This is a genomic window from Luteibacter sp. Sphag1AF, from assembly GCF_014192715.1.
In the GTDB taxonomy this organism is placed as follows: Bacteria; Pseudomonadota; Gammaproteobacteria; order Xanthomonadales; family Rhodanobacteraceae; genus Luteibacter.
Window position 1 is genome coordinate 248,183 of sequence record NZ_JACHYH010000004.1, and the last position, 23,544, is coordinate 271,726.

At 64.9% G+C, this 23,544-nt stretch carries 19 protein-coding genes; 15 read left to right on the plus strand and 4 right to left on the minus strand.

Features of this window, described 5'->3' with window-relative positions:
- Positions 1-20: 20 nt before the first annotated feature.
- Positions 21-2,264 carry a TonB-dependent receptor gene (locus tag FHW69_RS12825; protein ID WP_343204023.1) on the minus strand — a complete coding sequence of 748 codons (2,244 nt, stop codon included), beginning with the start codon at positions 2,262-2,264 and terminating at the stop codon, positions 21-23.
- Between the two features lie 312 nt (positions 2,265-2,576).
- A complete protein-coding gene (locus FHW69_RS12830) occupies positions 2,577-4,319 on the minus strand; it encodes an alkaline phosphatase (RefSeq protein WP_183423464.1) in 1,743 nt (580 codons plus the stop codon).
- Positions 4,320-4,425: 106 nt separating this feature from the next.
- Between FHW69_RS12830 and FHW69_RS12835 the strand changes: the two genes are divergently transcribed.
- From FHW69_RS12835 to argS, 7 genes are all read left to right on the plus strand, one after another.
- Positions 4,426-6,375 (plus strand): alkaline phosphatase family protein, encoded by a 1,950-nt coding sequence (locus FHW69_RS12835; RefSeq protein ID WP_183423465.1) that lies wholly within the window; start codon positions 4,426-4,428, stop codon positions 6,373-6,375.
- An 80-nt stretch (positions 6,376-6,455) separates the two neighbouring features.
- A complete protein-coding gene (locus FHW69_RS12840; RefSeq protein ID WP_183423466.1) occupies positions 6,456-8,450 on the plus strand; it encodes a bifunctional 2',3'-cyclic-nucleotide 2'-phosphodiesterase/3'-nucleotidase in 1,995 nt (664 codons plus the stop codon).
- A gap of 132 nt (positions 8,451-8,582) precedes the next feature.
- Entirely contained in the window at positions 8,583-8,726 is a 144-nt protein-coding gene (locus FHW69_RS12845) for a hypothetical protein (protein WP_183423467.1), read from the plus strand.
- A gap of 162 nt (positions 8,727-8,888) precedes the next feature.
- Entirely contained in the window at positions 8,889-9,980 is a 1,092-nt protein-coding gene (locus FHW69_RS12850) for a homoserine dehydrogenase (RefSeq protein ID WP_343204024.1), read from the plus strand.
- Entirely contained in the window at positions 9,968-10,921 is a 954-nt protein-coding gene (locus tag FHW69_RS12855) for a homoserine kinase (protein WP_183423469.1), read from the plus strand. The genes FHW69_RS12850 and FHW69_RS12855 overlap by 13 nt, the downstream gene beginning before the upstream one ends.
- Before the next feature lie 3 nt (positions 10,922-10,924).
- Positions 10,925-12,229: a threonine synthase gene (gene thrC, locus FHW69_RS12860; protein WP_183423470.1), complete on the plus strand. Its 1,305-nt coding sequence runs from the start codon at positions 10,925-10,927 to the stop codon at positions 12,227-12,229.
- An 83-nt stretch (positions 12,230-12,312) separates the two neighbouring features.
- On the plus strand, positions 12,313-14,070 hold the full coding sequence (gene argS, locus FHW69_RS12865; RefSeq protein ID WP_221195529.1) for an arginine--tRNA ligase: 1,758 nt from the start codon (positions 12,313-12,315) through the stop codon (positions 14,068-14,070).
- A 57-nt stretch (positions 14,071-14,127) separates the two neighbouring features.
- Here the strand turns inward: argS and FHW69_RS12870 are convergent, their stop codons facing one another.
- Both FHW69_RS12870 and FHW69_RS12875 read right to left on the minus strand, forming a co-directional pair.
- A complete protein-coding gene (locus FHW69_RS12870) occupies positions 14,128-14,877 on the minus strand; it encodes a tetratricopeptide repeat protein (protein WP_183423472.1) in 750 nt (249 codons plus the stop codon).
- A 194-nt stretch (positions 14,878-15,071) separates the two neighbouring features.
- Positions 15,072-15,233, minus strand: coding sequence for a hypothetical protein (locus tag FHW69_RS12875; RefSeq protein ID WP_183423473.1), 162 nt, complete (start codon positions 15,231-15,233; stop codon positions 15,072-15,074).
- 238 nt (positions 15,234-15,471) lie between these two features.
- Here FHW69_RS12875 and FHW69_RS12880 point away from each other — a divergent pair, with 238 nt between their 5' ends.
- The 8 genes from FHW69_RS12880 to ilvD all read left to right on the plus strand — a co-directional run bounded on the left by FHW69_RS12880 (position 15,472) and on the right by ilvD (position 23,521).
- The gene (locus tag FHW69_RS12880) at positions 15,472-15,753 is read left to right on the plus strand and encodes an Atu4866 domain-containing protein (RefSeq protein WP_183423474.1); all 282 of its coding nucleotides are present in this window, start codon (positions 15,472-15,474) and stop codon (positions 15,751-15,753) included.
- A 167-nt stretch (positions 15,754-15,920) separates the two neighbouring features.
- Positions 15,921-16,055 (plus strand): hypothetical protein, encoded by a 135-nt coding sequence (locus FHW69_RS19070; RefSeq protein ID WP_255494784.1) that lies wholly within the window; start codon positions 15,921-15,923, stop codon positions 16,053-16,055.
- Positions 16,056-16,144: 89 nt separating this feature from the next.
- Positions 16,145-17,728, plus strand: coding sequence for a 2-isopropylmalate synthase (locus tag FHW69_RS12885; protein WP_183423475.1), 1,584 nt, complete (start codon positions 16,145-16,147; stop codon positions 17,726-17,728).
- Between the two features lie 13 nt (positions 17,729-17,741).
- Positions 17,742-18,692, plus strand: a complete 951-nt coding sequence (locus FHW69_RS12890; RefSeq protein WP_183423476.1) for a branched-chain amino acid transaminase — start codon at positions 17,742-17,744, stop codon at positions 18,690-18,692.
- Positions 18,689-20,104, plus strand: coding sequence for a 3-isopropylmalate dehydratase large subunit (gene leuC, locus FHW69_RS12895; RefSeq protein WP_183423477.1), 1,416 nt, complete (start codon positions 18,689-18,691; stop codon positions 20,102-20,104). Before FHW69_RS12890 ends, leuC begins: the two co-directional genes overlap by 4 nt.
- Positions 20,101-20,697 (plus strand): 3-isopropylmalate dehydratase small subunit, encoded by a 597-nt coding sequence (gene leuD / locus FHW69_RS12900; protein ID WP_183423478.1) that lies wholly within the window; start codon positions 20,101-20,103, stop codon positions 20,695-20,697. The genes leuC and leuD overlap by 4 nt, the downstream gene beginning before the upstream one ends.
- A complete protein-coding gene (gene leuB, locus FHW69_RS12905) occupies positions 20,694-21,758 on the plus strand; it encodes a 3-isopropylmalate dehydrogenase (RefSeq protein WP_183423479.1) in 1,065 nt (354 codons plus the stop codon). The genes leuD and leuB overlap by 4 nt, the downstream gene beginning before the upstream one ends.
- A gap of 26 nt (positions 21,759-21,784) precedes the next feature.
- Entirely contained in the window at positions 21,785-23,521 is a 1,737-nt protein-coding gene (gene ilvD, locus FHW69_RS12910; protein WP_183423524.1) for a dihydroxy-acid dehydratase, read from the plus strand.
- Positions 23,522-23,544 lie beyond the last annotated feature (23 nt).

The window sequence follows — 23,544 nt, forward strand, 5'->3', positions numbered from 1 at the left end:
GGATAGACGAATCGTCATGCTCAGAATTCCGCGGACAGCGTGAGGAAGCTCTGGCGCGGCGCGCTGGCGTGGAAGGCCAGTGCACGGCCGTTCGGGTCGGTGCCGGCAAACGCCGTGAGGTTGGTGGCGTAGCGCTTGTCGGTCAGGTTGGTGACGTTGAGCGCCAGCGCCAGATCCTTCAGACCCATGAGCGGGCCAAACGAGTAGCCGGCACCCAGATCAAAGCTGGTGGCGCCCGCCACGCTCTGGTCGTTGGTATAGGTGTAGTAGCGCTTGCCGGTGTACTTGCCGCGCAGGCTGGCAAACCACGGACCCTGGTGCCAGCTGATTTCGCTGGCGAACATCTTCCTGGGCGTGTCGACCGTGGTCTTGCCCTTCACCGGAACAATCGCGCCGTTGGCCACGTAGTTGTCCTCGTAGGTCGAGTCGTTATACGAGACCGAGTTGTACCATTCCAGGCCCTTGATGGGCTTCAGGATGAAGGTCAGTTCGGCACCCTGGCTCTTGACCGAACCCACGTTCACGAAAGCGGTGTTGCACTCCGGACGCGTACCCTGCTCGATGCTGGGGCACGGGTTGAGCGACAGCAGACGGTTGTCGAAACGCACGTCGTAGACCGCAATGGAGGCTTCGTAGAAGCGACCCGTGCTGCGGAAACCACCGTCCCACGTACGCGACTGCTCGGGCTTCAGGGTGCCGCGGGTCGCGTTGAACGCCGCCTGCGTCACCGACAGCGGGCCACCAGCACCGCCGCCCTGGAACGCCGCGATGTTCTTCGCATAGGAAAGGAAAAACTCCTGGCCCGGAGCCAGCTCATAGGCGGCACCGATCTGCGGCAGGAAGGCCTTGCCTGCGTCAATGCGGCCGTTGGCATACGGGCTTTCCACCCCCGGCAGTTCACGCGCCACCATGCTGGTGTGCGGGCTCTTCACGCCCACATCGACGCTGAGCTTGTCTTCCAGCAGCTTGAAGCTGTCCTGGATATACGCCTGCTTCGTCGTGATCACATAGTCCTGCGAGAACAGGCGGCGATCCGGGTTGGTCAGGAAGCGGTCATCGTTGATCGGGCCGGTGATGTAATAGAAGTTGCGCTCGACGTGATGGTTGTTCTTCTCGTACCAGACGCCCGCTTCGAGATGATGGCCACCGATTTCATACTGAAGCGACGCAATCGCGCCATTGCGGTTGATGGTGTAGTTGGTGCTGCGCAGGGAGATCGGCAGCTCCTGGGCCGTGCCCGGGTTGGACTTCTGACCCGGCGCCCACCAGTGGCCCTGGCCTTCGTCTTCGTGGTGATACACCTGCGTGTGCAGCGTGACGCCATCGGCCACGGCGAAGTCACCGGCCAGGTAGTACAGATTGTCGTTACGCAGCGCGCGGCTCAGGTAGTACGCGTCGTCGATGTTGTCCACGCCGCCGGAGAAGCCGCAGCGCGCATCCTTCACCGTGCCTTTGGTGTAAGCCGGCGAGCAATACGCGGCGGCCAGCGCACGCTGCCAGTCCGGTGCGTAGAGATTCCAGTCCCAGCCGAGGCCGCGCTGCATGCCGCTCTTGGAAAGGTAGGTGTAGTCAGCCTGGCTGGTACGCGAGGTATCGGCAAACGCGGTGATGCGATTGCCTTCACCGAATTCATATACCGCCTTGCCGTTGAACTGCTTGGTGCTGGTCGGCGAATTCGGCGAAGCCCACATGTCCGCACCGGCATGAATGCCGGACAGGTACATGGAGAAGCCGTGATAGTCGCCCGTGTCGATACGCGCGTACGTGCGACGGTTGTTGTCGCTGCCGATGGTCTGGGACACCTTGCCACCAAAGGTCTTGGACGGATCGGACGAGAAATACTGGATCGCACCGCCCAGGTCGCTGGTAGACGGCGTGCCGAGCGAGCCTATGCCTTCGGCCAGTTCCACCGACGTGAGGTTTTCAGCAATCAGCGCGCGGCTGATGTTCAGGCCGTTGTAGTTGCCGTAGGCGTTGTCGCCCAGCGGCAGGCCATCCATCGTGTAACCAAGGCGGGTGGTGTTGAAGCCGCGCAGCGTGATGGTCTGCGACTCTTCATTCGCGCCGAAGGCATCGTTTGCCTGCACGGAAACGCCAGGCAGGCGATTGAGCACCTTCTGCGGGCTGGTACCGGGCGGAAGCACGCGCTGGTCTTCCGGCGTGATGCGCTGAACCTGACGGGTTTCACCCTGACCGATGACCGACACGGCGTCGAGCTGCTGCGCCTTGTCGGACGTCGGCGGCGTGTCAGAGGCGGTGGTAATGACTGCCGTTTCAAACGGAGCATCGCCCGCGTGGACCACACCGGCAAAGGCGGCAGTGAGGGCAAGAACAAGCAAGCGGCGCTGATACATCGACACGACTCCGAAGGCCTTGACAGCCATTGTCACGATTGAAGGGAATCGCAAGATCGTGAGGTGCGGATGTGTACAGGGTCTTACAGCGCTGTTTCAGTGTTACGCAGCGAGATGTGCGTCATGCAACACATCCGGAGCCATCCCGCTCCCACAGATTGAACATTCTGTGAGAGCGAGCTTGCGTGCGATACATGCCTGCGACGACACGCCTGTCGCTGATTACTTGATGGACTGCGTCTTCCAGGCTTCGTACGTCGGCCGATTCACCGGCACGCCATCAGCGTTGCAGCTGCCAAGCTTGCACAGCTCGCCGCGAATCAACGGTGCGTGCTGCACGATGACGTGGAAGATCGCATTCTCTTCAAGCTCGCCATGGAATGCAGCGGCGCCGGGACCATGCGCGAAGATCGCCACGTCTTCACCGCCATGCGTTTCTGCCTTCATCGGATACACCGACTCCTGCATGTAGTCCGGCGCGGTGGTGTCCACGTGCGTGAGGTCCGGGCGCCCCTTGGTCACGCCGGTGTATGTGCGCGGGTTGTGCGGATACGTCTTGCTGCCTTCCGGCTGCGCATCGCTAGCACCGGTGTAGCCCGGGCCATTGGCGAAGGTGAGCGTGGTGTACGGTTTGCCGGAAGCGTCCTTCGCCAGGCCGGCGCCGCCTTCTTCGTCGTAGCTGTCCGTTGCGCCGCGTACCAGGCCGAGGATCGGGTTGCCGCGCGTCGGATAACCCGCAAAGGCCATGGTGTGGCTGTGATCGGCGGTCACGACGATCAGCGTGTCGGATGCGTCCGTGTTGTCCAACGCCGCCTGCACGGCATCGGCCATGCCGATGGTTTCGTCCAGCGCGCGATACGCATTGCCTGCATGCAACGCATGGTCGATGCGACCGCCTTCCACCATCAGGAAGAAGCCGTTCGGGTTCTTCTTCAGCACCTTGATCGCCGTGGCGGTCATTTCAGCGAGGCTGGGCTCACCGGCTTTGTCGTTGGGACGGTCGTGCGCGTAGTTCATGTGCGAAGGCTCAAAAAGGCCCAGCACATTCGTCGTCTTGCTGATGTCCAGCGCCTTGAACTGCGCTTCGTTCCACACGTATTCGCCGCCCGGATGCTTCGCCTTCCACTCGGCGATGAGGTCGCGACCGTCCAGGCGCTGGCCCGACTTGTCGGCGTACTCCGGATCGGCAACGCCCCTGGGCATGAACTCGGTGCGTCCACCGCCCATGGCGACCGTCAGGCCGCTGGCCTGGGGGAAGTCGACCAGTTGGGCGGCGAAGTCCTTGCAGCCCTGCGCGCGGATGTCGGCCGGAATCGCCGCGTCCACTTCCCAGTTGCGCTCGGGCAGATGGCCATAGGTGGCGGCCGGCGTGGCGTGCGTCACGCGCGTGGTGGTCACCGCTCCGGTGGACATGCCCGCCGCAGAGGCAAGCTCCAGCGTGCTGACCAGTTCCTGCCCCTTCGAGGTCAGGCAGTCCTGGCGCTTCGGCACCTGGGACACGCCGATAAAGCCGGCGCGCGTTTTGACGCCCGACATGATGGAGGTCATGGTGCCTGCCGAGTCCGGGGTCTGCTGGTCGGTCTCGTAGGTGCGACTGAGTGCGCTGAACGGGAAATTCTCAAAGCTCAGCCGGTAGCTCTCACCGTCCACGCCCTTCAACTGACCCGCGCGGATGTGCGCCGCTGCGATTGTCGGGATGCTCATGCCATCGCCGAGGAAAACGATCACGTTCTTCGCGTGCTGCCCGCCCGCATTGGCTTCCTGACTGGCCTTCGCCGCCTGGGCGGCGCCGTTGCGGAACCACCACTCAGGGGTTTCCTGGGCAGGGCGCTGGATGGCTGGCACGTCGATTGCGGACGGAGCCGGGGTGGCCGGGGCGTGCGGCGACGGGGTAGCGCAGCCAGCGACCAGAGTGGCCGTGGCGCTCAGCAGGGCGAGCCGGAGGCTCGTCGGGATGGGCTTCATGCGGTGTCCTTCGGTGGTGTCAGCCCACGAGGGTAACGCCCGGCGACAGCAAACTGAAACAAAGGTGAAGGACCATGGCTGATTGTTCCGTCATCCCCACGAGCCCATGATCCCGCTGCGCACCCTCGCTTTCTGCCTCGCCGCGGCCGCTGCCGCGCTTTCCCCTGCGCTGGCCAGCGCCGTACCCGCACGCCGCGTGATCGTCTTCGTGTGGGATGGCATGCGTCCGGATGCCATCAGCCAGGAAGACACCCCGAACCTCAAGGCCATGGCGGATCGCGGTGTGTTCTTCGCGGACAACCATGCCACGTACCCCACGTTCACCATGATCAATGCGTCGAGCTTCGCCACCGGCTCGTTCCCGGGGACGATTGGCTTCTTCGGCAACCGTTTCTGGGCGCCCGGCACGAAGGGGCGTGACGCCAAGGGCGGCGCCATTGATTCGGTGTCGCCGGTCTATACCGAGGACTACGCAATCCTGCGTGCGCTGGACGAACACTACGACCACGAACTGCTGCAAGTACCCAACCTGCTGTCCCGTGCGCAGAAGGCAGGCATGAAGACGGCCGTCGTCGGCAAATCCGGCCCCGCGTTCCTCCAGGACTATAAGGAAGGCGGCGTCATCCTCGACGAGAACGTGGCGCTGCCGCTGGCCTTCGCAAAGCGCTTGCAGAAGGCGGGCCGCCCGTTGCCCGCCAACACCGTGAATGCCTATGAGCCGGATCGCTTCTCGCTGGAGCCGGACAACGACAAGCCCACCGCCCAGTTGCCCATCGTGACGCTGAAAGACGGCGTGACCTCCGATGCCTCCGATGGCGCAGGCACCACGCCCGCTGCGGCCAATGCGTATCTGATGGATACGTTCCTCAGCTACATCCTTCCCCAGGAAAAGCCCGATGTCAGCATCGTGTGGCTGCGCAACCCGGACATCACCGAGCATCAGTACGGCGTCGGTTCGCCGAACTTCCACGTGGCGCTGCGCCAGCAGGACGAACTGCTGGGCAAGCTGGAGACAAAGCTGCGCGAGCTTGGCATGGACGCGGATACCGACGTGGTCGTGGTGTCCGATCACGCACACAGCAATATTGCAGGCCCGACTGATCTGTTCCCGCTGCGCGGCATCAACGACGGCCGTGTCGCCAATGTTGATGCCGACTGGGGTTACTCGGTATCCGGCTCGGTGCGTCTGGCCGATGAAATGACCCGCGCAGGTTTCACTGCCTTCGACGGCACAGGCTGCATCTACTCGCCCGTGATGTCGGGCATCCGCGCCGATGGATCGCAGTTGCGTCCCACGAAGTTCGATGACGACGGCCGTCTGTGCGGCAAGCCGGGTCCGTACACCACGCCTTCGTACAAGATGCCGGCGGAACTGCCCAAAGGTGCTTTCGTCCTTGCGCCCAACGGCGGCAGCGAATATCTGTATCAGCCGGAGCACAACGCCGATCAGGTCCGCCGAGCTGTGCGTTTTCTGCAAAGCCGCCAGCCGTTCGGTGCGATTTTTGTCGACGAGCGCTATGGCCGCATTCCCGGCACGTTGCCCCTGGCCAGCGTGCATCTGGAGAATCGCCGCGCGCCGGACATCATCGCCAGCTACGACTACGACGCGAACGCCGTGGTGCAGGGATTCCGCGGCACGCTTTACAGCAGCATGTCCAACGAACGTGGCATGCATGGCAGCTTCAGCCCGGTGGATGTGCACAACACGCTGATTGCCAGTGGCCCGCATTTCCGCCGCGCCTGGCGCGATGAACTGCCCAGCGGCAACGTGGATCTTGCGCCCACGCTGGCCGCGATTCTGGGCGTGTCGCTGGGTCGCACCGACGGACGCGTGCTGCACGAAGCGCTGGAAGGAAAGGCCGGTCGTGCCGCCGACACATATCGCGTGGTGCCTGCGGACGTGCGCACCGACGAAGCTACGGGCCTGACGATGCAGCGCATCGACGGATCGGCGCTTCCGGCAAGCACGTATCGTTTTATTCTGCGAACCAAACGCCTCAATGATGGCGAGCGCGATTACATCTATTTCGACGAAGCCAAGGCAGAGCGCCACTGACCGCAGGCGATGCCGCCAACGAGCATCGCCTGGCTCATTCTGTTAATTTTCGCCCCCTCAAGTACCCACCGGACGTCCCCATGTTCAAGCCTTTCGCTCTGGCCACGCTCTCGGCCGCCCTGCTCGCGGCGTGTGCTGCCGCCCCCGGCAGCAAGCCTGCCGCCACCACCACGGCCCCGCAGGGAGCGAAGCTGGATCTGGCGATTCTGGAAACCACGGACGTTCACTCGAACATCCTGAGCTACGACTACTACAAGCAGAAAGACGATCCGACGCTGGGCTACGAGCGCGTCGCCACGCTGATCCGCAATGCCCGCAAGGAATTCCCGAACACGTTCCTGTTCGACAGCGGTGACACCATCCAGGGCACCGTGCTGGCCGACTACCAGGCAACGGTGAAGCCGATTGGCTGCGACACGGAACTGTCGATGTACCGCGCAATGGATGCGCTGGGTTACGACGGCGGCACCGCAGGCAACCATGAGTTCAACTACGGCCTGTCGTTCCTCTCGCAGGTAACCGGCACGCCGATGAACGTGGAGGGCGGCAGCGACAAGGCCTGCGCCGGCCCGCATTTCCCGCTGGTGCTGTCCAACGTGTTCAGTGCGCGCGACGAAAACCCCATCTTCAAGCCGTGGACCATCGTCGAGAAGACCGTGACCGCCACGACACCCGACGGCAAGACGGTGAACGTGCCGCTTCGCGTGGGCATCATCGGCTTCACGCCGCCCCCGATCATGGAATGGGACAAGCGCAATCTGGAAGGCAAGGTCACCGTCACCGGCGTGATGGAAGCGGCCAGGCGCTACATGCCCGAAGTGCAGGCTCAGCATCCTGACCTGATCATCGGCATCCTGCACGGCGGCCTCAACACCGAGCCGTACTCGCCGACGATGGAAAACGGCGGCTGGTATCTGGCCGGCGTTCCCGGCATGGATGCGCTGTTGCTCGGTCATTCCCACACTGAATTCCCCGGCCCCCATTACGCCGGCATGGCCGAGGTCGATGCAAAGCGCGGCCTCGTGCGCGGCGTGCCCGCTGTCATGGGCGGCTTCTTCGGCAAGGATCTTGGCGTCATTCGCATGACCCTCAAGCGCGAGGGCGATCACTGGGTCGTCGACAAGTCGGCCAGCCACAGTGAAGTGCGTCCGATCTGCGCGAAGAAAGACGACTGCGTTGCACCGGACCCGTCCATCGCACCGCTGGTGAGTGATGCTCATCAGGCCGCCGTTGCCTACGTCAACACGCCTATCGGCAGCAGCGATCACCGCATGAGCAGCTACTTCGCCGATGTGGGCGACATGTCCGCGCTTTCGGTCGTGACGGCCGCCCAGCGCGACTACGTCACCGAACAACTCGGACGCGAGCACCCGGAACTGAAAAACGTGCCGGTGCTGTCGTCGGCTTCTGCGTTCCGCACCGGCTTCGGTGGCCCGGAAGACTTCACCGATGTGGAAGCAGGCCCGCTGACCATCCGCAACGCGGCCGATCTTTATTTCTATCCGAACACGCTGGCGGCTGTGAAAGTTGACGGCAAGGGCCTGAAGGCGTGGCTGGAAACCAGCGCCACGCGTTTCAACCGCATTGACAGCAAGACCACGGCTGCGCAGCCGCTGATCAGCAAAAAGCTGCCGGGCTACAACTTCGACCAGATTCAGGGCGGCATCCAGTACGTGATCGACCTGTCCCGGCCGGACGGCGAGCGCATCACCAGCCTGCGCTACAAGGGCAAGCCGGTGAAGCCCGATCAGACCTTCGTCGTGGTCACCAACAACTACCGCGCCAGCGGTGGCGGCAGCTTCCCGGGACTGGACGGCAGCAACATCGTGCTGAACGCGCCGGACGGCAATCGCGAGGTCGTGATCCACTGGATCGAAGCGAAGAAGAACATCACCCGGGCCGATGTCGAGAAGACGTCCTGGCGCTTTGCCCCCATGAAGACGGCTGGCGATGTGACCTTCGTGTCGGCCTCGGGCAAGGAAGATGTGGCCCGTGAGTCGGGCCTGAAGAACGTCCGCCAGCTGAAGGACAACGGTGACGGCACGGCCGTCTATACGATTGATCTGTCGAAATAAGACGACACGGCCGGCTTTGGGGGAGCGGGCTTGCTCGCGATTCCTGCCAAGCCGGCCGGATCCATGCCCATCGCCGTCAGGCTTGCTCTCATGCGCTTGACAGCCGCCCCGGCCCGGGCCTAACGTCGGCCCATGTCATTCCTCGCCCACGCCCCCTGCTTTTTCTCTGCCGTGACCACGGCCGGGGCGCGCGCGTCCGATGTTCGCAACACCACCGCCACGACCACCACGACCACGACTACTACCGTCGAGGGCCGGGAGCTCGTGCGCGACTAGATCTGAAAGTCGCAACCGGCCCCGCCCTCGCAAGGGATGGGTCCGGCGCGCAATCCACGTCTTCCGATCTCAAGCGAACAGGGGCCTCTCACCCGGAGGCAACCCGTGTCCAGCGCCATCGCACAACCTGAAAGTCCGCATCACCGCGCGCCACGACGCGTAGTGGCTCCCCCGCTCGTGGTCGACATTGGCCTCATCGGGCCCGGCAAAGTGGGCACCGCCCTGCTCGCCCAGCTGAAAGATGCGGCACCACGCCTGCTTCGCGACGCCGGGCTGCATCTGCGCCTGCGCGCCGTCACCGACAGCCGGCACATGTGGCTGGATTGCGACGACGAGGCCCTCAATGGCCGATCCCATGGCGCCCAGACCTGGCGGCCGGCGGATCTGCACGCCTTCGGTGCTTACGTTCGAGGCGAAGGCGACGGCGTGGCCCTGCTGGCCGATTGCAGCGCCAGCGACCGCGTGGCGGATCACTACGCGAGCTGGTTGTCGGCCGGATTGCACGTGATCACCCCGAACAAGAAAGCGGGTAGCGGCGACCTCGCCCGCTGGCACGCCATCCACGAGGCAGCGGCAGAAGGGTCCGCGCACTTTGGCTACGAAGGAACCGTAGGCGCAGGGCTGCCCGTGATTCAGACCCTGCGCGACCTGCTCGATACGGGCGACCAGCTGATTGCCGTGGAAGGCATGCTGTCCGGCACGCTGGCATGGCTGTTCAACCGTTACGACGGGAATGCCCCGTTCTCCCGGCTGGTGCGTGAGGCGCACGACATGGGCTACACGGAACCGGACCCCCGCGATGATCTTTCCGGCGTGGACGTGGCACGAAAACTTGTGATCCTGGCCCGGGAAGCCGGCATCCGGCTCACGCTGGAAGACGTTCGGATCGAAAGCCTGGTTCCTGAGCACCTGGCCAACGTATCGCGCGAGGATTTCATGGATGCGCTGGCAGACATGGACGCCACGATGGTCGCCCGCCACGCCCTGGCCCAGGCCGAAGGATGCGTGCTTCGCCACGTGGCACGGCTGGACCAGAGCGGCGCGTCGGTGGTTCTGCAAAGCATTCCGCGCGACCACGCCTTTGCGCATTCCCGCCTGACCGACAATGTGCTGCGCTTCGCCACGCGCCGTTACTGCGACAATGCGCTGGTCGTGCAGGGTCCGGGGGCCGGCCCGGAGGTCACGGCCGCAGCGGTATTTACCGATCTGCTGCGCGTGGCCGGTGCGATGGGAGTAAAACGATGCGCATGCTGAAAGACACCTTCTCCATTCCCCGGGCCGATATGGCCAGCGCACAGGCCTTTGCCAGCGTCGGCAACGTTGGCATCGGCTTCGACATCCTCGGCCACTGTGTAGCGGGCGCCGGCGACCGCGCGGACGTGCGCCGCATCCCGGAGCGCGAAGTGCGAATCGCTGCCATCGATGGCGTGATCACCGACCTGCCCCTTCGCCCCGAAGAGAACACGGCCGGCGCGGCGCTGCTGTCGCTGCGTCATGCCCTGGACCTCCCGTTCGGCTTTGAACTTACCCTGCACAAGGGCATCGCGCTCGGTTCAGGCATGGGTGGCTCGGCCGCATCGTGCGTGGCCGCGCTGGTGGCCGCCAACGAATTGCTGGACGAACCACTGTCGCGCGAGGCGCTTTATCCCTATGCGCTGGATGGTGAATCGGTGGCCAGCGGCAGCCGTCACGGCGACAACGTGGCGCCCATGCTGCTCGGCGGCCTGGTGCTGTCCACCCATGACCGTCTCATCCGCATTCCGGTGCCGGCCCAATGGCATTGCGCACTGGTGCATCCGCATTACGTGCTGGAAACCCGCCGCGCGCGCGCCGCGCTGGCTGGCAGTTACGAGCTGGGCCAGTTCGTCACCCAGAGCGCGAATCTCGCGCTGGTGCTGGCCGGCTGCTACCGCGGTGAAGCAGCCCTGGTCCGGGAAGGTCTGTCTGATGTACTGGTGGAGCCGCGTCGCGCGCCGCTGATTCCGGGTTTTGACCGGGTGAAGCAGGCTGCGCTGGATAACGGCGCCATGGGCGCCAGCATTTCCGGCGCAGGCCCCAGCGTGTTTGGCTGGTTTGAAGACGCCGCCAGCGCCGGGCGCGCGTCGCTGGATATGGTGGCCGCATTTGCCGAGGCAGGCTATGCCAGCGACCGCCTGGTCGCTCCCGTGGACGGCCCTGCCGCCAGGGTGGGTTGAGCCATGCGCTTTGTCAGCACACGGGGCAACGCCCCGGCAGCCACGCTTTCCGATGCCATCAACGCGGGCCTGGCGCCCGATGGCGGGCTATATGTTCCCGAGAACATGCCACATCTTTCGCCAGACGATTTCCCGCAGGGGCTCTCCCTGGCGCAGACCGCCGCGTATCTGCTGGCTCCCTTTTTTGCAGGCGATGCACTCGCACCGGAGCTGAAGGCCATCTGCGCGGAGGCCTTCGCCTTCGATGCGCCGCACCGCGCGCTGGCGATGCCTGGCGCGCACGTGCTCGAGCTCTTTCATGGCCCCACGGCGGCATTCAAGGATTTCGGCGCGCGTTTCCTTGCAGCCTGCATGCGCCGGCTGCGCGCAGACGCAACGCGGCCGCTCACCATTCTCGTGGCAACTTCCGGCGACACGGGCGCTGCGGTAGGCGCTGCTTTCCACCGGGTGCCGGGCATGCGCGTGGCCATTCTTTATCCGGACCATCGTGTGTCGCCGCGCCAGGCGCATCAGCTGGGCAGCTTCGGTGACAACGTGGACGCCCTGCGCGTGGCGGGCAGCTTCGACGACTGCCAGCGCATGGTGAAAGCCGCGCTGGGCGACCGCCAGTTGCAGGCCGACGTACCGATGAGCTCGGCCAACAGCATCAGCCTGGGCCGCCTGCTGCCGCAAATGGCGTACTACGCGCACGCGGCACTCAATCACTGGCGGCGCACGCACGACGCGCTGAATGTGATGGTGCCCACCGGGAATCTTGGCAACGCGGTGGCCTGCCTGTGGGTGCGCGCGATGGGCTTGCCGGTAGGCGAGGTGATGTTTGCCTGCAACGCCAACGACACGCTGCCGCAGTTCTACGCAGGCGCGCCGTACCGGGGCCGCGACGCCATCGCCACCATCGCCAATGCCATGGACGTGGGTGCACCCAGCAATTTCGAGCGCCTGGCGCATCTGTTTGGCGGCGAAGACGCAGCCCGGGCCAATGGGCATGCGCAGAGCGTGGACGATGCAGAAATCCGCGACGTCGTGCGTCGCCATGCCCTCAGTGACGGCGAAATCTATTGCCCGCATACCGCCACGGCCATTCGCGTACTGGAGCGCCAGCGTCTGGCGGGCGATCACCGCGCCTGGACCGTGGTGGCTACGGCGCATCCGGCCAAGTTCGACACCATCGTCGAGCCACTGGTGGGGCGGCCCATCCGCGTTCCCGATGCGCTGGGCGCCATGCTCGACCGCCCGGCCTACGCGGCACCGATGGCTGCCGATCACGGCGTTTTTCACCACTGGCTGCGCCACGGCCGCGCGGCCTGACCCGCAAGGAGGCGTCTCCGGACGCCTCCGGCGTGCGCCACAGCCGGTATCATTGCCGGTCGCACTTTGAACGGATGAAACCCATGTCGCACCACTCCGACGCCACGCTGGCCAGCCGGGTCGATCACCTGCTGGAAGCCGCTTTCCGCGATTGCGGTCTGCCGACCGACACCGCGCGATCGGTGCCGGCCTCGCGTGCGGAACTCGGTGACCTGCAATGCAATGGCGCCATGCCGCTGGCCAAAACGCTGGGTCGCCCGCCGCGCGACATCGCCACCGACGTCGCCGCACGCCTGCGCGAGTTGCCCCAGCTGGAGTCCGTGGACATCGCCGGCCCGGGCTTCATCAACCTGCGCCTGTCGCCGGCCTTCCTGGCCTCGGTGGCTGAAGAGCAGCTGGCCGCAGACGGCGCCGGCATCGTGCGCCAGCCTCCGCAGCGCATCCTGATCGACTTCGGTGGCCCGAATGTGGCCAAGCCGCTGCACGTGGGCCACCTGCGCTCCCTGGTCATTGGTGAAAGCCTGCGTCGCATTCTCGGAGCGCTGGGCCACCACACCATCGGCGACGTGCATCTGGGCGACTGGGGCTTGCAGATGGGCATGCTGATCGCGGAAATCCGCCTGCGCTGGCCCGACCTGCCCTGCTTCTCGGCCGAACCGACGTTGCCCGAAGGCGTGCTGCCGCTGGGCATGGACGACTTGCAGAAGCTGTATCCGGAAGCGGCTGCCGCGTGCAAGGCAGAACCCGCCCGCATGGAAGAAGCCCGCGCCGCCACGGCGGCGCTGCAAGCCGGCAACCCGGGTTACATGATGCTGTGGCGCGCGATCCGCACCATTTCGCTGGATGCGCAGCGCCGTGACTTCGACTCGCTGGACGTCCATTTCGACGTGCTGCTGGGCGAAAGCGATGTGCAGTCGCTCATTCCCGGCATGCTGGACGATCTGCGCGCGCGCCACGTGGCCGTGGAAAGCGAAGGCGCGCTCGTCATTGAAGTGGCGCAAGAAAGCGACGGCAAGCCCATGCCGCCGTTGCTCGTGGCCAAGTCGGACGGCGCCGCGCTGTACGCCACGACGGACCTTGCCACCATCCTCGACCGCAAGCAGCGCGACAATCCCGACCGCATCGTCTACGTGGTGGACCAGCGCCAGGCGCTGCACTTCGAGCAGGTATTCCGTGCCGCCCACAAGGCCGGGTACGCCGATGGCATCGACCTGTTCCACGCGGGCTTCGGCACGGTAAATGGCCCGGACGGCAAGCCGTACAAGACCCGCCAGGGGGGCGTGGCCCAGCTGAAAGACCTGCTGAGCGATGCCATCGACAAGGCACGCGAACGCGTCGCCGGAAATACCGAAGTCAGCGATCCGGAAGCCCTGGCCCGCTCGGTGGGCATGGCCGCCATCAAGTTCGCCGACCTGTCGAGCTACCGCACCTCCGGCTACATCTTCGATGCGGATCGCATGGTCTCGTTTGAAGGCCGCACCGGCCCGTACGTGCAATATGCGTGCGTGCGCATCGGCTCGATTCTGGCCCGTGCCAGCGAGCGCGGCGCGGCGCCGGGCCCGATCACGGTCGATGCACCTGCCGAACGCGCGCTGGTTCTGGACTGCGCCCGCTTCCCGGAAGTGGTGACGTCGGCCGCTGCCAACCTCGCCCCGAACGAGATCGCCGATTACGTGTTCGGCCTCGCCCAGACCTTCAGCCGCTTCTACAACGAATGCCCGGTACTCGCCGCCGAAGAGGAAGCCACCCGCGCATCGCGCCTCGCACTGTGCGCGCTGACCCGCAACGTGCTGGTCCAGGGCCTGACCCTGCTGGGCATCGTGGTGCCGGAAAAGATGTAATGCGATATCCGGTGGGCACCGCGTCGCGGATGCCCACCGGGGTTGTCGCGCGCATCGTTACTTCGCCTTGGCGCGAAGATCCCTGATGTAGCCAAGCTCGCCGGTGGACTTCGGCTCGCCGGGCTTGATCTTCAGGCAACCCTCGTACGCTTTCACGGCCTCGTCCAGACGCCCCAGTTCCACCAACGCGTAACCGCTGCCCCGATAGGCGATGCACTTTGACTTCACCGGGTCAGAGGCGATGATCTCAGCATCGGCGAGCGCTTCGTTGTACAGGCGCAGCGAACTCTCGAAGTCGCGCTTGATCTGGTAGACGTAGGCGAGTTCAGACTTGTACTCGGTTTCACGGGGAGACAGGGCAATGGCCTTCTCCAGTTCCACGCGCGCATCGTCCGGGCGGTTCATCTCGTTATAGGCATAGGCGCGACCGCCATAGGCCATGGCCCAAGCCGGCCCAAGCACGGTCACGGATGATTTGCTGTCAGCCACCAGTGCGCTGCTCGAGTAGAGCAGTCCGTCCTCCATGGTGCGGGCACAGAACACGGTCTTTCCGGCCTGATTGCCGTACTTTGCCTCGTATTTGTTCACCACCTGATTGAACGGGCCGTCGATGGCCGCCTGGATCTTGCCGGCACGAATCATCGCCCAGCCTTCCATCACCGTCGCGCGATCCGCATCGTTCGCGGCATCGTCGACCTGCATCTGGACCGTTACGGTGGGCTTGCCCGGGTGCTCTTTACCCGCATGGGCGTACCCGGATGCTCCCAGCGCGGCGCATAGCGCCACGTACGAAACGACTCGCAACATCCCCTGCCTCCCCCGTTGAGCATCATGCGATGCACCCGGAGCATAGCGGGCTTGCACGGCCTCGGGGTGGGTTATGGCGCGTCGCGTCGCAGGAGGAACAATCCTGCTCGCGAAGGCGCCAGGCGGGCTGGCCCTTCCATGGCAGCCCGCCGCCGCGTCGAGCCCCGAATCGGCTATGCAGGTAGCCGTCAGGACTAGTTCGGGTGTTCCGGCAACTCATCTGGCCACGTCGGCTCACCAAACTGCTTGCCGGTACCGGGGGTCGGGACGTCGTTGCTCTCGTCTTCGTCTTCGTCTTCTTCTCCGCCCAGCCTCAGCCAACGCTCGTTGTCCGGGTCGATCTTCTGCTTGGTCATGACAGCTTCCTCTCGCCATTCCGCCACGCGGCAGCGACTTCAATCTACGAGCCTTCCCCGGGCCCGAACATAGACCGTCAGGTGTAGGGGATCGCAGGTTGCGCGGTACGACTGATGCTTTCGCATGATGCGGATGGCCGTGCGCAGCCGCCTCTTCATATAGTGCTTGACCTAAAGCGCACTCGAGGTCGTAGAGTCTCCACTCCCCTTCCTCTTGCCCGCCCCGGAGAGCCTTTCGATGTCCCGAAAACCGAGTACACAGAGCCTTACTCAACACGATCTTGCGGGCACCTGGGTGACCGCGCATGGGTATGTCCGCCAGGATCTTCATGCCGACGGACGCTATGAAGAGACCCGCGGATTCCGCAAGGCGGCCTATCGCGGCACCTGGACGGTCAGCGACAACCGCATCGTCTATGTCGACGAACGAGGGTTCAGCGCCCGGGCCGATGTGGTCGACGGCGAGATTCACCACGCCGGCATGAGGCTTTTCCGCATTCAGGCCGCCATCGCGGCCTGACGCGGGGTCATGCGCGCAATGCGCAGACCACGATTGGCAAACCCGCATAGCACCGCGCCTGCGACGATAAGACCAGTCCCATTTGATTAGCCGTCCAGACGGCTCTTGAAAAAAGTTTCGACGGAAAGTGTTGACAGTCCGCAACGGACTGACTTACGGTCGACCACATGACGCATCGCACCAACATCGGCCGCAACGCCCTCATCAACCGTCTTTCGACGGTCGGCGTTCCGCTGCGTCTTCGCGGCCTCCTTCTTCTTGCCCTTGTACTTGTACTCATTACCAGCGGAGGTGCGGGTTGAGGGCGCTCAGGTAAATTAAGAAACACACCTGAAAAACTCAAAACCCCGCACCCGGGAACGGATGCGGGGTTTTTTATTGGAGTGAAAAAATGACGGCGACAGAGCAGACACAGGCCAGCGAGCCCACCGAGGGCGACGTAGGCGAGCGCGTGAAGATCTTCGACACGACATTGCGCGATGGCGAACAAGCCCCCGGATTTTCCATGGACCGGCGGGCGAAAATGCGCATGGCGCACGCGCTGGAAGAGCTGGGCGTCGACATCATCGAAGCCGGATTCCCACAGGCCTCACCCGATGATTTCGCCGCAGTCGCCGAGATAGCCAGGTCATTGAAACAACCCACGATCTGCGCACTGGCACGATGTCAGGAGGTCGACATAGATGCCGCGGGGCGCGCACTGGAACAAGCCCGCCACTCACGCATCCATCTGTTTCTGTCGACAAGCCCGCTGCATCGCGAACACAAGCTGGGCAAGAGCAAGAACGAAGTCATAGATATCGCGGTCAACGCGATTCGCCGGGCCTCCCGGCTTTCCCACGAAGTCGAATTTTCCGCCGAAGACGCGATGCGTACCGAGCCGGACTTCCTGGTCGAAGTATTCAATGCCGCCATCGAAGCCGGCGCCACCACCCTCAACGTTCCCGACACAGTGGGCTACGTCACCCCCTTTGAAGTCGCCGACATGTTCGCGTTCCTGCGCGCGAACGTGCGTGGGGCCGAGCGCGTGGTGTTCTCCGGACATTGCCACGACGACCTGGGCATGGCCGTCGCCAACAGCCTCGCCGCAGTGAGCGCGGGCGCCCGTCAGGTGGAATGCACCATCAACGGCATCGGCGAACGCGCTGGCAACGCTGCACTGGAAGAGGTGGTGATGGCGCTGCGTACGCGGCAGCCACACTTCAACGTGCATACCGGCATCGTGACAAAACACCTGTATCCCGCCTCGCGCCTGCTGGCCCAGCTCACCGGGCAGCCCGTGCCGCGCAACAAAGCCATCGTGGGCGACAACGCGTTTGCGCACGAATCGGGCATCCATCAGCACGGCATGCTGAAGCACCGCGGCACGTACGAGATCATGCGCCCGCAGGATGTGGGCGCCACCACGTCGCTGGTGCTGGGCAAGCACTCCGGCCGGCACGCGCTGCGCCAGCGCGCCAGCGATCTGGGCTACGTGCTGGACGACGCCGCGATGGATGTGGTGTTCGAGCGCTTCAAGGCACTGGCTGATCGCAAGCGCACCGTCACCGACGAAGACGTGGAAGCGCTGGCCAGCGGTGCCGATCCCGAACACACCGGCCCTTGGCGCTTCACGCATCTGCACACCAGCTCGCATCTGGGTGGCGGCGCATCGGTGTCCTTGAAGCTCACCCACGAAGATGGCCGTACGGTGAGTGAGGCGGCCATCGGCGATGGCCCGGTAGACGCCATGCTGCGCGCTGTCGAGCGCGCTACCGGCGAAGCCATTTCGCTGGCCGATTTCAACATTCGCGCGGTCAGCGAAGGCGGCGACGCCGAAGGCCACGCGACGCTCACCGCGCATCACGACGGTCACGACTACCGCGGAAGCGGTGTCAGCACCGACATCGTGGAAGCCACCGCGCAAGCCGTGCTGGCCATCGTCAACCGTATCGAACGCCAGGTGCCGCGCCGTGCCGCGGCAGCCCATTCCTAGAGGAGACCGTTACATGCAAGCCCCGACCCATCTCTGGCACAACGGCCGCATCAAGGCATGGCACGAAGCGACCGTGCATGTGGGCGCTCATGCGCTGCATTACGGCTCCTCGGTGTTTGAAGGCGTGCGCGTGTACGCCACTCCGGACGGCCCGCGTTACTTTCGCCTGGAAGAACACACCACGCGCCTGTTCAACTCGGCGCGGGTCTATGACCTCACCATTCCGTTTGATGCCGATGCGATCAATCAGGCCTGCCGCGAGGTGATCGCCGCCAACGGCCTGGCCTCCGCGTACGTGCGCCCCATCGTCTACCGCAGCGGCTTCACCTTCAGTCTGGCGCCGCCGCTGGATACCCCCGTGGATGTCGCGATCATCGCGCTGCCGTGGGGCGCCTATCACGGCGCCGACGCCATCGAGAAAGGCGTGGATGTGTGTGTCTCTTCGTGGAACCGCGCGGCGCCGAACACCTTCCCCAGCGGCGCCAAGGCGGGTGGCAATTATCTGAACAGCCAGCTCATCGCACGCGAAGCCGCGAACGGCGGCTATGCCGAAGGCATCGCGCTGGGCACCGATGGCCTGCTCAGTGAAGGGGCTGGCGAGAATCTGTTCGTGGTCCATCGCGGCAAGCTGTACACGCCGCCATCGGCCGCGAGCATCCTGTGCGGCATCACCCGCGACAGTGTGCTGACGCTGGCTGCGGAGCGCGGCATCGAGGTGGTGGAACAACCGTTGCCGCGCGAGATGCTGTATTTCGCCGACGAAGTGTTCATGACCGGCACGGCCGCAGAGGTCACCGCCGTGCGCTCGGTGGACCGCAAGCCGGTCGGCACTGGCCAGCCGGGTCCGGTAACACGACAGATTCAGGCGGACTTTTTCGGCCTGTTCAATGGACGTACTGAAGACAAGTGGGGATGGCTCTCGCCCATCGACACGGTCGCGGATGCCGGGAGGGCCGCTGCATGAGCGCACGCACGCTGTTCGACAAGCTGTGGGACGCACATCAGGTCGTCGCCGAAACGGATACCACGCCGGGCGTCCTGTATATCGACCTGCACCTGGTGCACGAAGTCACTTCGCCGCAGGCATTCGATGAACTGCGTTCGCGCGGGCTGTCTGTCCGTCGTCGCGACCGCACACTGGCCACGCTGGATCATTCGACGCCGACGTTGCCTGCCGATGCCAGCGGCAAGCGCCCCTACTACACGCCGGAAGCAGAGGCGCAGGTCGCCACTCTGGAAAGAAACGTTGCCGAGTTCGGCATCGACCTGATGGGCTGGGACAGCCCGCATCGCGGCATCGTACACGTAGCCGGGCCTGAAGTCGGTGCCACTCAGCCGGGCATGACCATCGTCTGTGGCGACAGCCACACCGCTACACATGGCGCGTTCGGCGCGCTGGCCTTCGGCATTGGCACGACGGAAGTCGGTCATGTGCTGGCCACGCAATGCCTGCTGCAACGCAAGCCCAAATCGCTGGCCATTCACGTGGATGGCGTGCTGCAAACCGGCGTAACCGCGAAAGACCTGATCCTGCACATCATTGGCCAGATCGGCATCGGGGGCGGTACCGGGCACGTCATCGAATACACAGGCGAAGCCATTCGCGCACTGTCGATGGAAGAGCGCATGACCGTGTGCAACATGTCGATTGAAGCAGGCGCCCGCGCGGGCCTGATCGCGCCGGACGACATCACCTTCGCGTGGCTGGAAGGCCGCGAGCGCGTGCCCAAAGGCGACGCGTGGAAGCGCGCCGTGGCTCACTGGCGCACGTTGGCCACAGACCCGGGCGCGAGCTACGACAGCGAAGTACGCATCGACGCTTCCACCATCCAGCCAAGCATCACTTACGGTACGCACCCGGGCATGGTGGTCGCGATCAACGCCACGGTGCCCGCGGCACGCGATGCACTGGAACAGCGTGCGCTCGATTACATGAAGGTGACCGCAGGCCAGCCGATGACCGGCGAGTCGGTGGACGTCGTGTTCATCGGCAGCTGCACCAATGCACGCCTGTCCGACCTGCGTGCGGCGGCACAGATCATGCGCGGTCGCCGGGTGGCCAGCGGCGTCCGCATGCTGGTGGTGCCCGGTTCCGAACAGGTACGCCGTGATGCGGAACGCGAAGGGCTGCATCAGGTATTCCGCGATGCCGGCGCCGAATGGCGCGAGCCGGGCTGTTCGATGTGCATCGCCATGAATGGCGACCTCGCTCAGCCGGGCCAGCTCGTCGTATCCACCAGCAACCGCAATTTTGAAGGCCGGCAGGGCAAGGGTGCCCGCACGGTGCTCGCCAGCCCGCTGGTTGCCGCTGCATCCGCCATTGCCGGCTGCGTTGCCGATCCCCGCGCATACATCGAAGAAGAGGCCGCCGCATGAGCCAGACCACCCGACCGCTGGCTTACGTGCATTCGCGCACGGCTGTGCTGGCCAACGAAAACATCGACACCGACCGCATCATCCCCGCGCGATTCCTCACCACCACCGAGCGCACGGGGCTGGGGAAACACTGCTTCGAGGACTGGCGCTACAACGCCGACGGCACCGACAACCCGTCATTCGTGCTCAACCAGCCCGCCTCGCGCGGCTGCTCCATCATTGTCGCGGGCCACAATTTCGGCTGCGGTTCGTCGCGTGAACATGCGCCGTGGGCGCTTCTGGACTTCGGCATCCAGGCGGTGATCTCCAGTGAGATCGCCGACATTTTCCGCGGCAATGCACTGAAGAACGGCCTGCTGGCCATCGTTGTCAGCGCACCCGAACACCGCTGGCTGATCGAAAACCCCGGCGTCGAACTGCGCATCGACGTGGCGTCGGGAACGATCCGCCTGCCGGACGGCGGCACGATTGCCTTCGATCTGGACGCGTTCGCGCGTCACTGCCTGCTCAACGGAGTGGATCAGCTGGGCTTCCTGACGCAGCAGGACGCCGCCATCACCGCGTTTGAAGCACGGATGGAGGAAGCCGCATGAAGGCATCCATCGTTGTACTGCCGGGTGACGGCATTGGTCCGGAAGTGGCTTCGGCAGGCGTGGCCGTACTGCGGCAGATTGCCGAGCGATTCGGCCATGACTTCACCTTCGCCGAGCATGCCATCGGGGGCGATGCGATTGACCGCTTCGGCGACCCGCTGCCGCCTGCCACGCGCGAGGCTTGCCTCGCTGCCGATGCGATTCTGCTCGGCGCCGTCGGTGGTCCGAAATGGTCCGACCCGAATGCGCCGGTACGCCCCGAACAGGGCCTGCTGGCCATGCGCAAACTGCTGGGCGTGTTTGCCAACGTGCGTCCGCTGAAGCTGCATCCGCGCGCGGCGGCGCTGTCACCGCTGAAGCCGGAGCGCACGAAAGGTGTCGATCTGGTGTTCATCCGTGAACTGACCGGCGGCATCTACTTCGGCGCGAAAACCCGGACAGACGATGCGGCCACCGACGAATGCCGTTACACGGTGGAAGAAATCGAGCGGGTGATGCGCCACGCCTTCGACCTGGCGCGTACGCGCCGCAGGAAAGTGACATCGGTCGACAAGGCCAACGTTCTGGAAACCTCGCGCCTGTGGCGTTCGGTTGCCACCCGCGTTGCGGCCGACTATCCGGACGTGGCGCTGGAACACCAGTTGGTCGATTCGATGGCCATGCACCTGCTGACCCGTCCCGCCGATTACGACGTGATCGTGACCGAAAACATGTTCGGCGACATCCTGACCGACGAAGCCTCGGTGCTGGCCGGCTCGCTGGGCCTGTCGCCCTCCGCCTCGGTGGGCGGCCCGGGGGCCGGCGTGTATGAGCCCATTCACGGCTCGGCACCCGATATCGCGGGCAAGGCGCTCGCCAATCCACTCGGCACGATCCTCAGCGTGGCGATGCTGCTGCGTCATTCGCTGGGCCTGACCGACGAAGCCGACGCCGTGGAAGCCGCCGTGGATCACGTGATGGAACACGGCAATCTCACCCGCGATCTGGGCGGCGACGCGACCACGCATGCCGTGACGCGCGCTGTGCTGGACGCCTGCAACGCCAGTGCGGAGGTCGCATGAACGACAGGAAGATTCCCATCCGCACGCTGCGCAGCGACGCGATCAAGACCGGTCCTGATCGCGCACCCGCCCGCGCCATGCTTCGCGCCACAGGTCTGGACGATGACGCCATCGCCCGGCCGATGGTCGCCATCGTGCACAGCTGGTCCAACGTGTCGCCGTGCAACCTCAACCTTCGCGAACTGGCCGAAGCGGCGGCGGAAGGTGTGCGTGCCGCAGGCGGCACGCCCGTGGAATTCAACACCATCGCGGTGACCGACGGCATCGCCATGGGTACGTCCGGCATGCGCGCCTCACTTGTGAGCCGCGAGCTCATCACCGACTCCATCGAACTGGCGGTGGATGGTCATTGCCTCGATGCGATGGTGGTTCTCTGCGGCTGCGACAAGACGATCCCCGCCACGGCCATGGCGCTGGCCCGCCTCAACATTCCCGGCGTGGCGCTGTACGGCGGCAGCATTGCGCATGGCAGCCGGAATGGCTGCCCCATCACCGTGCAGGAAGTATTTGAAGCGGTAGGCGCGCACGGCGCGGGCAAGATCGACGACGCGGAACTGGAAGACGTGGAGCGTCATGCGTGCCCTGGCGCGGGCGCCTGCGGCGGTCAGTTCACGGCCAACACGATGGCCATGGTGCTGACCACCCTGGGCCTCACCCCGGTGGGCCTCAATGACATTCCGGCAACCGACCCGGCCAAGCTGGATGCCGCTCGCCGTTGCGGCGAACTGGCCATGGAATGCCTCAACACCCAGCGCCGTCCGCGTGACCTGCTGACACCGACCGCGTTCCGCAACGCGGCGCGCATGGTGGCGGCCACGGCCGGTTCCACCAATGCCGTGCTGCATCTGCTGGCCATTGCGCACGAAGCACGCGTGCCGCTGAGCATTGAGGACTTTGAATCCGCGTCGGTGAAGACGCCGGTCATCGCGGACCTGAAACCCGGCGGCCGCTACAGCGCTGTGGAACTCACGGCGGCGGGCGGCACAGCCATCGTGGCGCGTGAACTGCGTGCTGCTGGCTTGCTGGATGACTCCCCGACGGTAACGGGCCGCAGTCTGTTCGCCGAACTGGACGCCGCCCCCGCGGCAACCGAAGGTCAACAGGTGGTGCGCAGCGTGGCGCACGCATTCAAGCCGCGTGGCGGTTACAGCATCCTCTACGGCAATCTGTCACCGGAGGGCAGCATCCTCAAACTTGCCGGGCATGGTCGCCTGAGCCACGCCGGTCCCGCACGCGTATTTGAAAGCGAGGAAGACGCGTTTGCCGCCGTGCAGGCGGGTCGCATCCGCTCAGGCGATGTGATGGTCATCCGCAACGAAGGCCCCGCGGGTGGCCCGGGCATGCGCGAAATGCTGGCCGTGACCGCCGCACTGGTGGGACGCGGTCTCGGCAACGACGTCGCGCTGATTACCGACGGACGATTCTCCGGAGCCACGCACGGCTTCATGGTGGGACACGTCGCGCCGGAAGCCGCACGTGGCGGCCCCATCGGGCTGCTTCGCGAAGGCGATGCCATCTTCATTGATGCCGGAACGCGCGAACTGCGCACTGACGCCGACCTGGCAGCGCGCCGCGCCAGCTGGCGACCGGCGCCGCCCAAAGTCACCCGCGGCGTGCTCGCCAAGTACGCCCGACTGGTCGGCTCGGCCGCCGAAGGCGCGGTAACCCATGCCTTCGAAGATGACGAAGACGCGCCGACACCCGCCTTCAACACGCGCGACGAATCCGCCGAAGACCTGACGCAGGTACTGATCGGCAACTGATCCCGCTTTCCTTCGCGCACTGC

What these genes read in the sequence shown, in the direction of transcription:
- FHW69_RS12830 (WP_183423464.1), bottom strand. Translation starts at nt 4,319, where the DNA reads ATGAAGCCCATCCCGACGAGCCTCCGGCTCGCCCTGCTGAGCGCCACG.
- FHW69_RS12835 (WP_183423465.1), top strand. Translation starts at nt 4,426, where the DNA reads ATGATCCCGCTGCGCACCCTCGCTTTCTGCCTCGCCGCGGCCGCTGCC.
- FHW69_RS12840 (WP_183423466.1), top strand. Translation starts at nt 6,456, where the DNA reads ATGTTCAAGCCTTTCGCTCTGGCCACGCTCTCGGCCGCCCTGCTCGCG.
- FHW69_RS12845 (WP_183423467.1), top strand. Translation starts at nt 8,583, where the DNA reads ATGTCATTCCTCGCCCACGCCCCCTGCTTTTTCTCTGCCGTGACCACG.
- FHW69_RS12855 (WP_183423469.1), top strand. Translation starts at nt 9,968, where the DNA reads ATGCGCATGCTGAAAGACACCTTCTCCATTCCCCGGGCCGATATGGCC.
- thrC (WP_183423470.1), top strand. Translation starts at nt 10,925, where the DNA reads ATGCGCTTTGTCAGCACACGGGGCAACGCCCCGGCAGCCACGCTTTCC.
- argS (WP_221195529.1), top strand. Translation starts at nt 12,313, where the DNA reads ATGTCGCACCACTCCGACGCCACGCTGGCCAGCCGGGTCGATCACCTG.
- FHW69_RS12870 (WP_183423472.1), bottom strand. Translation starts at nt 14,877, where the DNA reads ATGTTGCGAGTCGTTTCGTACGTGGCGCTATGCGCCGCGCTGGGAGCA.
- FHW69_RS12875 (WP_183423473.1), bottom strand. Translation starts at nt 15,233, where the DNA reads ATGACCAAGCAGAAGATCGACCCGGACAACGAGCGTTGGCTGAGGCTG.
- FHW69_RS12880 (WP_183423474.1), top strand. Translation starts at nt 15,472, where the DNA reads ATGTCCCGAAAACCGAGTACACAGAGCCTTACTCAACACGATCTTGCG.
- FHW69_RS19070 (WP_255494784.1), top strand. Translation starts at nt 15,921, where the DNA reads ATGACGCATCGCACCAACATCGGCCGCAACGCCCTCATCAACCGTCTT.
- FHW69_RS12885 (WP_183423475.1), top strand. Translation starts at nt 16,145, where the DNA reads ATGACGGCGACAGAGCAGACACAGGCCAGCGAGCCCACCGAGGGCGAC.
- FHW69_RS12890 (WP_183423476.1), top strand. Translation starts at nt 17,742, where the DNA reads ATGCAAGCCCCGACCCATCTCTGGCACAACGGCCGCATCAAGGCATGG.
- leuC (WP_183423477.1), top strand. Translation starts at nt 18,689, where the DNA reads ATGAGCGCACGCACGCTGTTCGACAAGCTGTGGGACGCACATCAGGTC.
- leuD (WP_183423478.1), top strand. Translation starts at nt 20,101, where the DNA reads ATGAGCCAGACCACCCGACCGCTGGCTTACGTGCATTCGCGCACGGCT.
- leuB (WP_183423479.1), top strand. Translation starts at nt 20,694, where the DNA reads ATGAAGGCATCCATCGTTGTACTGCCGGGTGACGGCATTGGTCCGGAA.